The organism is Ferrimonas pelagia (assembly GCF_039543565.1).
GTDB classification, from domain to species: domain Bacteria; phylum Pseudomonadota; class Gammaproteobacteria; order Enterobacterales; family Shewanellaceae; genus Ferrimonas; species Ferrimonas pelagia.
This window is the reverse complement of record NZ_BAABJZ010000096.1, coordinates 75,543-84,733: the sequence shown is the minus strand read 5'-3', so window position 1 is coordinate 84,733 and position 9,191 is coordinate 75,543. Positions and strand designations below refer to the sequence as shown.

Genomic DNA, 9,191 nt, shown 5'->3' with positions numbered 1-9,191 from the left:
CTTGGATCACAGCGGTGGCGATCTCGTTATTGAGATCCCGTTTGTGCTGGAGGACAGCGACTTTGATGGCGACGATGCCACGCTGACCCTCACCCTGGCCGATGGCGCGGCACCGACCGCCGCCGTGGTGACACTTGCGGTCAATGAGTTTGATGATCAAACTGACAGCCAAATAATCCACATAGAACGCGGCTCGGATCCGATTGATCCCCTGAGTTTTGGGTTTGATCTGACCGCAACTAAGAATGCGCTTATTGCCGCAGGTTTGACCAGCTCGGGTAATGCGTTGGATTTGGACGCAATCACCATTAGCAATGGCGTTATGTCGCTATTTGATGATGTGGGCAACTTAGTTGCTGAGATACAACTGGGCTTGATTGCTATCGATGGGAATGGCGACGCGGAAATTCCGGTTTCCGTTACGCTGTTTGCGCCGCTGGATCATCCCATTGATATGGATGTGCTCACCATCCCGGTAGTGGTTGCCGGAGCTGATACCGATTCAAGCCCGGTCGTCGCTTCGGTCAATATTGAGGTCACCGATTCGAGTCCCGTCGCGGTGTCAGTCACCGTCGATGCCGTTGTAGAAGGTGAAATAGGGGGCGACTTTAATCTGTTGGAAAATTCTGATTTTCAGATGGACCAAGGGACGGTAGCCGCTATCAATGGAGTTGAGTTGACGGACGCCAACTTAATCAGTGACCCATCCGATCCCAATGTTGGATTTCATTTGGTTGACACCGTTTATGGCACCGTGTTCGTTAAGCCCGATGGGACCTACCGGTTCGAAGCGGATGCGGGTACGGATCATGGTGCTGTGGAAAGCCTCAGTGAAGTCATTCGCGTGACTTTAGTCGATGAAGATGGCGACGAGTCGACTGCGGAGATCAGTCAAGCGGTAATTGATGGTGCCGAGCCGACGGTTGGCACGCCAGCGACAAATACCGATCCCGGTGTCGTTGATGAAAGCTCGGGCGTCGCTTCTCAAACCCAAACATTAAGGTTTGAGCTCGGCTCAGACCCTATAGTTGGACTTAGGTTTGATCTTGCAGCCAGTGTCGTGAGTTTGCTATCGCAATTTGGCGGCGGGATCCCAACAAGCCAAGGTTCGCCATTGGACTTTTACAATCTCGTGTTAAGTGATGCTGGTGATCTGCTAACGCTATTTAATGAGGCGGGTGATGCGGTACTGCAATTTGCGTTAACGCAAGTGCGCTCGGATCAAACTGGTGCGTGGGAAACCCAGGTGGTGGCAACCTCTTTACTTGGGTTGGATCATATTGCCACGGAAGCGTATGCGTTCAGTGTCGTTGTGGCAGCAGATGATCAAGATAACGATAGCGTGACTCAATTGACACAGGTCTGGGTGACAGACGCGGAGCCAGAGACAGCGGCAGACAGTGCCGTGATCACGGAAGGTGAAATGGGTCAAGGTGATCTGTTTGCGAATGATAGTTTTGGCACTGATGGCGGCGAGGTAACTCAAATACGCATCGACGGCGCTATCCTTGATCCTGCCATCGCGGGTGAGCAAACCTTTGATATGCCCTTTGGGGGAGTGCTTACGCTTGAAACGGTTTCGGGCACCCTGACTATTAATGCAGACGGGACCTGGTCGTTGGATACCGACCTGTCACAGTCCCATCCAAATGATATTCCGATTGATATCGATTTTGAATATTTCGTGGTCGATGGCGACGGCGATGAGAGCGATTGGACCGCAGTCAGCATCGATGTGGTTGATGGTGCCATTCGGGCTGGTGGCCAGCGAGAAACTGTTCGTTTGCATGAGGCCGATCTGGCTGATAGCAATGGCCAATCTACCTACCCGGTATCGACAACCAGTACGATTCGCTTAACCAGTGCCGGCAGTGACGAACTCGATGCAACGACGTTGTCATTTACGCGGGATCTTGCCGCTTTAAAGGCCGAGCTTGAATCCGACATTACCAGTCAGGGAAACGCGGTATTAGCGACGGTTTCCGAGACTGGGATCGTACTGACGGATACGGTTACAGGTGAAGTGGTGATGACGATATCAATGTCGCTGGTGGAGCAAAACGGCACATATGAGATCGTGATGACGACCGAACTGATGGCGCCACTTGATCATCTATCGAGCAACAACGTCACCAGTGGCGTGGTGTCTATTACTGGAAGCCGGATTAGCATTAATCTTGACCTACAGGTTGAGGACATTGATGGGGACCCACTGCAGAGCGCCCCCCGGTTTACCGCCCAGTTCCAGGACGGCAGCACTCCCAGGCTATCCTCGACTAGTAATGCCACGACTACGTTGGATGAAGATCTGCTGGTTACCCAGGGCTCCGTTAGTGATACCGGTACGGCAACCATTCTGGTTAATTCCGATCCTATCGAGCCGGCGACGTTCAAGTTCCGAACCTCAGGTCATACCGCATTGACATCCGGCGGCGAACCTGTGGTGTATAGCCTTGATCCTGCAGATCCAACCGGGCGCACTTTGCTTGGCAAAGTTGGCGACACCTTGGTGCTCAAAGTGACCTTGGATGGTGAGCCGGATAGCCACAATGACTCTACCGTCCAATATACTGTCACTCAGTATCAGCCGATAGATCAGGGCAGCAACGATCGACTGGATGCGCGCTTTGGTATTGAGGTACGTGACTCAGATAACGACCGACGCACGGGTACCATTCGGGCAAGATTTCTAGATGGCGATAGCAGTGAGCTCTCTTTGGCATCAAATGCACATCAAATAACCGAGCAGAACTTAGGTGATTCGGCGATTGTCATCAATTCGACCACTCCCGGAGAAAACACATCCGTTGGTACGGTGTCGTTAACAACGGACAGCGACGCAGTAGACAAGGTGTACTTTGACTTTGAACAGGGGCAAGTACTGGCCGGCGTCACTCACGATGGGCTCGAAGTTCGCATGTTTGAGGTCAACGGGGTTTGGGAAGCGTGGAGCGTATCTGGTGGCACGGAGTTCGATGATGCACAAACATTGATCTTCGAGCTCGCCTCGCCCACCGCGCTTGATGGGGATCTCAATATTGGCGCTAACCAAACCGCCGATGTTTCCTACGCGATCACCTGGCATAGTTTCATTGATCATCCTACCGACGATAGCATTATCTTGACCTTGCCTTTGGTTGCAGAGGATACCGATGGTGATCAAGCCTCAGCGACGGTGGAATTGACCGTTCTGGACGGTAACGATCCACTAGCGGCTGCTGGTGCGCTGCCGGCAGCGCAAGCTGAGCCAGAGGACGGTCAGTCGGTCAGCTTTAGTGGTTCGATTGATGTAACTCAGGGTGCTGATGCAATTAGTTATGCTGTTGATATTGAGCAATTGAGTGTCAATCTAAGCGGGATCCTATCTGACGGTTACCCACTCTCTGTAATTCAATCGGGCGATGACTTTGTTGTGCTGCGCACCTTACCGAACAACAGTACCGAAACGGTTATGACCATTAGCTTTGATGGTGCGGGTGGCTACTCGGTTGTGCTGAGTGAGAATCTGGATCATAGAGATGGACAGGATGTGCAATTGAGTTTTGCGTTGCCCATTATTGTCTCTGATTCTGACGGTGACAGTGTATCGGTTAGCCCAACGATTTCAGTCGATGATACGACCGCTGTAGCTATGGATGACCAGCTTGGCTCCGTGGTGGAAGGGGAAATGTTATCCGGTGGTTCGTTACTGGCCAATGACAGCTTTGGGGCAGATAGCGAGCACCTGGTCTTGACGACCATCCGCTACCAAAACGTTGATTATTCGGTTGCCGCGACGGGCGATACTGTCATCACATTTGATGAGGGCACCTTAACCATTGACGCAGCGGGTAACTGGCAGTTTGACGCAAATGAGCAGGTGGATCACGCCATAACGGAAACACTCGACGTTCTATTTGATTATCGTATTGAGGATGGGGATGGGGATGGGGATTGGGGGTCTGCCGCCATTGAAGTGACCGACGACGTCCCCATGCTGACTGTGGCGAATGCGATTGGTGTTGAGGACGGCGCTAATATTCCAATTGTGCTGGATTTAGACCTCGGCGATGCGGATCAATCAGAAAGCTTCGGTGATCTCATTCTGTCCGCACCGCCAGCCGGTACTGGTGTATTCATTCTTAATGATGTGGCGTTGCTGCCCCAGCTTATTAATGGCGAGTGGGTGGTGGTTGTGCCGGCATCGGCCTTGCTGTCGACAGTGGTTGATGGTCGGTTAATCGTTAGTACATCCGGTCTGACATTTGATCCCGCTGAAAATATCTCTGACTTTAGTGATGATCTGCCAGCGCAACTGTCGATAGCCATTGATGCCAATCAAACCAGCGACGGTGCAACGACGACCCAGACCCTAGAGGACAGCTTCACCCTGTCGGTAGCGTCGGTTGCGGATGAGCCAATGTGGGCGGATACGGATGTTACTTTGGTCGAGGATCCGGGTGGCGAAGGTGTTTTATTGTTCGCGTCGGACGTCAACTCTGATGGGATATTTGCCAACTTGGAAGATACCGATGGCTCGGAGACCTTAAGCTATCGAATTGATGACATACCCGATGGCATCACTTTATTCCTTGATGGCCAGCTCGTAACCGAAGGTACAGTATTAACGGTCGAGCAAGCGCAGCGCTTAACCCTGTTATCGGATGAGCACGAGGCGGGCGTATTTACTTTGGGGATCACGGCCATCTCGACAGAGGGTGGGGAGGAGGCGATCGACACTGCAACATCAGAACAGTTTGCCAATATTACGGTAAACGTTCAGCCGGTTGCCGATACACCGGTCATCCGATTTGTTCGCCAAGGCGCTGATCCGCTGACAAGCACCGCTAAGAGTCAAGAAAATGCCTTGATCGCTTTAGCTGGTTTCTTGCAGGCGCAAACGCCTGATCCCACCGAATCTTTGTTTATTCGTATCGAGGAGACCACCCCTGATGGCGTGCGAGGTGAGTTTATGCTGCAGAACGGTGGCGATCTGGTGTCGCTGACAGCATTGCAACAAGCAGGAGATCCTCTGCCAATGGGTGTGTCTTTTGATGGCACAGGGTTTGTTATTGATGCGTCGTTAATGGACGCGCTGTTTTATCAGGTGGCTGAGGATAGAAGCTCGGTCAATGCCGAAGATGTTCAGTTGCAATTCCAAGCTTTGGGTGTGGAACACACACAGGATGGATTAGCCCCCGTTGTTGGTCAGGAGCAGGCGTGGTCTGATGAGACATTGACGCTTAATATTGAAATTAAGGGGGTAACAGACGCACCTGAGTTGGTTGAAAACGCAGATTGGCGAAATGAGTTGGATGAAGAGGGCAACCCGACCGGCACTATCCTAACCGTCACTAATGAAGATGAGCCTTTAATCGTCAATCCTGAGTTACTCAGCGGTGATACTGATGGCTCTGAAGTGCTTAATTATCTGTTTAGAGAGATCCCAGCTGGATTTGTTATTGCTGATGTCGATGGTAATCCGCCGCCAGTTGCAGGGTTTGAAACCGTTGAGGTTGATGGTGAGTCTGTCCAGTTACCTATCTATCAGTTGACTGTCGAGGATTTGGCTAATGGTGTCTATCACATTACCCCACCAGCCGACTTTGCGGGTGAGATGAGTTTCGTTATTACCACGTGGGTTACTGAGTCTGATGGCAATGCTGCCAGTTATGATATCCCCATCGTCGTGACCGTGGCACCTGTGGTCGATACCGATGATCAATCCTTGTCCGATCGACAGGGAAGCGAAGTGCAGATCGATGAAAATGGTGACTATGTATCTGGGGGCGCGGCACTCCGTTTAGGCGATATTCGTGCGGCTGATCAGGATGGATCTGAGCAGTTGGTCGATTTGGCACTGAGTGCACCAGAGGGCTTTGCCATTCTCTATCAGGGTAATTTGCTTACTGAGATCGGCTCAGTGGTGGATTTGCTCGGCGGTAGCGCCACACCGGCGCAGGTACAGGCATTTATCGACTCTGGACAGATGATATTAGTGCCGGTGCAGGAGGAGGACGGCCAGCTTGTTATTGACTCTGACTATCCGACCGCGAGTGATGATGCGGTGCAGGTAAACCTGCAGGCATGGTTTAATGACGAGCAGAATGGGCTGACGACCGAGGGTGTTACTCCCATTGATATTAACTTTGATGTTGTTTGGCGTGGCGAAGTCGATGGCGATATTGATAGCGGAACAGGGGGGGAAAACACTCGGTTGCAGGCGTTGGATGCAGACACCCCTGTCTTTGACGGTGGCGAATTTGCCCTTCAATCACGATTTGAGTTTATTTCGACCGACACGGATGGCAGTGAGCAGGTGGTTCGCTATGAGATCTCCCTTCCTGGTGATGACAATTGGTTGCTGGTGAACGCTGAGGGCGAAGTGATCGGTGTGCCGCTTGGGGGCGGTGTTTGGCTGATTGAGGGCGATGACCTATCGAATGTCTTTGTGAAGGGGTTGGCTGATGGCACCTTTGCAATTGAAGTCAAAGCCATTGTTGAAGATATGGGGGATCGAGAGCCGCGGACGGTCAGTTTTGATGTGGTCCTCACTGGCACCTCCGGGTCTGGCACGGGAGGAGGCGACCCCGTCGGCGATCTAGTTGCTGATCCGTTCTTAAGCCCGATAGATGGCTCAGAAGATGGTGTTGATGGCGATGGTAGTGTCGATCTAGTCAGTTTTGCTGGCCATGTGAACACCAACGCAGCCGGCGATGACAACGATCTGGTGTATTACCAGTTCTTGTTGTCAGATCTGCCACTGGGAGCAACATTGAGCGGTGTGGTTTCTGAGTTGTGGGATGATGATGGCCAAGTGATTGGCTATACGGTTGCTCAGGACGATCTCGAAACCGTTGCGATTGCCTTAAATGCGCATGAATCTGGCGAGTATCAGATCCCGGTGACCGTGGTCATAACCGATCCCGCGACCGGGACAACCCGAACCGATGACAATGGTGACCTGCCGACCACAATACTGGAGATACAGGTCAATCCGGTGGCCGATGGCATCAATATCTCGTCCACAGCGCTGGGAGATGAGGCGCTGAATAGTGACGATGCCGTGCGTTATAACCTCGATCTTCAGGTGCAATTGCGAGACGCGGATGGATCAGAGACAGTTACCGAACTGATCCTGCAGCCACCAGCCGGAATCACATTGTTCGGACCCGGTCTGACGCTGACCGCTGAGGGGTATGTTTTGAGCCGAGGTGAGGATGAAACCGATGATGGGTATCAGGCGCGGATCGATGCGATTGAGTTTCATGCTGCAACCGGGGTGTTTGGTGCCATTGATATTGATGTTGTCGCTACAACAGTGGACACCAACAGCCTAGGCACGGACACGTTAACCAGCTCCAACTCTTTCACGATTAATGTTGCTGCGGTGAATAATCACGCTGTGCTGGACGCTCAGCCAGTTTCCGGTTCTGAAGACAGCACCCTCATTATTACCGGCTTGTCAGCGATATTGAATGATCCGAATGAGACCATGGACTTAGTGCTAGAGGGTGTGCCTGAGGGCAGTTTCTTAAGCGTTAATGGTGAGCCTTTGCCGAATAACGGTGATGGGGTTTGGCAGTTGCCGAGTCATTTACTGAACCCTGACGGCAGTTTCCCTGATATCGAGTTTATCCCACCTGCTGACACCAGCGGGATATTTGATCTAACGCTGAAAGCAATCAGTCGAGACCCGAATGTTGATGAATATGAAGTCGATACCGTTGATTTCAGTTTGACGGTATTACCTCAAGCCGATGAGTTGTCCGTGACTGCCCAAGAAAGTTTGAGTGGATTGGAAGGGGAAAACATTGAATTCAATTTCGATGCCTTTGTGCAAGATCTGGCTAATCAAGCAGACGATTTTGCAGAAATCGTTGAATTGGTCATTCAGATCGATCCAACCAGTGATCCCAGTTTGATTGCTGAGGATGGAGAGCTTCCTAGTATCACGCTAGATGGCGTTCGTTATCCGCTGACGTTGGTTGAGGGTATCTGGCAGGTGACCATAGAGTCGTCGCCCATAACAGCGACACAGGTACTTGATAATTTGGTCTTTAATTCAGGAGACGGATTCGGCAGTGGCAGTTTAAGCATCACAGCGACACCGATCGATCGTACTGCGGGGGTGGCCGAATCAAGAGGCTCTGCGGTTTCGGTTGATATGGAGCTCGTGATCGATCCGCAGGTGGATCAACCCGATGTTGCGGTCGATAGCGCACAAGGCGAGGAGGGGACGCGAATCGCACTTAATCTCAGTGCCACCTTGGTCAATCCAGATGAAAATGAGCTGCAATTCTTATTGGAAGCTGTTGCCGGTGGGATCTATGTCGACAGCGAAGGAAATCCTATCGGAGAGCTGAGTGGAGATGGTCGTTGGCACTTTACGCAGGAGGAGGCGGCTAGTTTACATATCGAAGGCGTCACGGAGGGCAGCTATAGCATTGAGGTAACTGCCATTTCAGTCATTGATGATAATCAGCTGTTTGATACCGAGACCATCGATTTGACCGTGACGGAGCCCGTGGTGACTATCGACGCCGGCTTGGATTTCGATGAACCTCCGCAGTTCGATTTACTTCCAGATATCCAATTGGAACGACAAGCGGAGAAGATCGAAGTGGATGAAATGTTGGATCTTGGCTTGATTGACGAGGCGATGAATCGTGATGAGCTCGATGCTTTGCTTGAGAACATCCAAATCGAATTTAGTGATGCCGATGAACAAGGGCGAGGCGATGTGATCGTCAGCCTGCCGCCAGAAGAGGAGGGCGATGACCGGGAAGAAGTTGTGTTTGAAAACGTCGATCTCGGTGGGCTATCGAGTGGCAGCTCTCCAGGTGAACTGTTGGATAAGCTCTACGATCAGCTAAACGACATTCACTAATGGCGTTTGGGTTCGTTTCATTGCTAGCGCTGGCCTTACGGTTGGCGCTAGCTTTGCCAGGGCAGCGCGGTTAATAGCAAGCTTTGCTAAAGTGCGATTAGATACCCTATTAAAGCTGTCTATTTCGTGCGGCTGTCGTATTGCACTATGAAGAGCTCGAAAACTGGTTTTCTCATCGTTGAACAACCTTCGTGCTGTCTTGGTCAACATAGGCTTTCATAGGGGATGGGCCATTGTGAGTTCACCGGTACCGGCGAACTCACGAGTGAGGGGCAAGTGAAACTGGTGCCGATAAAGCGCTGGTGATCGGCTCTAGTATGGG

At 51.7% G+C, this 9,191-nt stretch carries 1 protein-coding gene; it reads left to right on the top strand.

All coding sequences use genetic code 11. From position 1 onward, the window contains the following. The first annotated feature begins 43 nt into the window (after positions 1 to 43). A complete protein-coding gene (locus ABEA08_RS16435; protein ID WP_345336458.1) occupies positions 44 to 8,869 on the top strand; it encodes a hypothetical protein in 8,826 nt (2,941 codons plus the stop codon). The last annotated feature ends 322 nt before the right edge of the window (positions 8,870 to 9,191 follow it).